Source organism: Massilia sp. CCM 8734 (assembly GCF_011682155.1).
In the GTDB taxonomy this organism is placed as follows: Bacteria; Pseudomonadota; Gammaproteobacteria; order Burkholderiales; family Burkholderiaceae_D; genus Telluria_A; species Telluria_A rubra.
In genome coordinates this window covers 1-1317 of record NZ_WHJI01000136.1, presented here as the reverse complement: position 1 = coordinate 1317, position 1317 = coordinate 1, and the positions used below count along the sequence as shown (strand labels likewise).

The following is a 1317-nucleotide window of genomic DNA, read 5'->3' as shown; positions in this document are numbered from 1 at the left end:
CTAGTCTTACTGTGTCACAAAGTAAGTTTAATCTGAAAGCAGCAAGGGCAACGCTGTAGTTGAGTTGCGATTGCACTGGCGATGAGCGCGCGTAGCGTTGTAATGGAGTCAGGGACATGACGTTGCGCTCGTCCTGCTTCCGCGAGGGATGTAATCGTTGGGTAAGCCAAACGTTTCTGGCCCTGCAGAGTTTTTTTTGACGTCGGGATGATTGAGGCGCTGTGTGGTCAGAAAGCCGTAGGCGGCGATGCATAGTGTGGCGTGGTGATGAAATCCGCGCCAACCGCGTCCCTCGTAGTGTCCGAGTCCAAATTCCTGCTTGAGTTCCTGATAGTCTCGCTCGATACGCCAGCGCATTTTTGTCACAAACACGATTTGCTCAAGAGTCGCATCGTCGGGCGCAGTGGAAAGGAAGTATTTCAGTGGTTCCGCGTCGCCTTCTGGCCATTCAATCAGCAGCCATTCCTCGGCCCGCATCTCGGTACCGAGATAGTCTCGATGAGCGGGGCGTATCCGTAGCGCGGCGAAGCGAGAGGAAAGTTCGGCATTGGAACCTTCCCGCCATGTGACCGGGCGGTAGGCGTGCGACGGCAGCGACAGCGCCAATGCTTTCACGGAAACCGGCTCGTTGCCGGCCTCGCGTCGCAGCCGCGTCGGTCGTATGCCGCGCCCACTCCATTGTTTGGGCGGCAGCGGCGCGGTTCCCGGCGCCCACACCGTGGTCGCCGGCCGGATGCCCACCGCATACAGCATACCCAGTTCTGTGATGCCACTGCGAAATGCAGTCTCGTCACCGTAGCCGGCGTCGGCCAGCACCACGCCCGGCGGCGTGCCCGATGCGAGCGCGCTGCGTAGTTGCTCAAGTGCGATTTCGGGCTTGGTCGCAAAGGCGATCCCTTCCGGCACGCCAGCCACGCCTCGGCGGACCGGATCGTTTGCCCAGTCCTTGGGAAGGTAAAGTTGATAGGCGATCGGTATGCTGCCCAGCTCGGTGGCCAATGATAAGCTGACGGCCACCTGGCAATTATCCTGCTTACCCAACTGCCCGCAATATTGCCGCGCCACACCCACCGAGTGCTTGCCTTTCTTTGGAAAACCGGTATCGTCGACGATCCAATAATGTCCGGTATCGGTGGCCAACAGCGGTTGGACCTGGTCGCATACCGATGCCAGGACGGCGTTATCCGACCACGCCGATTTCGCCACGAAATGGTGAAGGGACTGGTGTTTGGCGCGTACTTGCGTCGGCTTGATGTGCGCCGCCAGCGGCTCGACGCTCTTACGCGCGATCGGCAGCATCAGCCCTTGACAGTAGTC

Annotated in this window: 1 protein-coding gene; it reads right to left on the bottom strand. The window is 59.7% G+C overall.

Features of this window, described 5'->3' with window-relative positions; all coding sequences use genetic code 11:
* Positions 1–108: 108 nt before the first annotated feature.
* Positions 109–1317: IS701 family transposase (locus F2P46_RS35855; protein WP_166899284.1), on the bottom strand; the 1209-nt coding region annotated here is incomplete at its 5' end.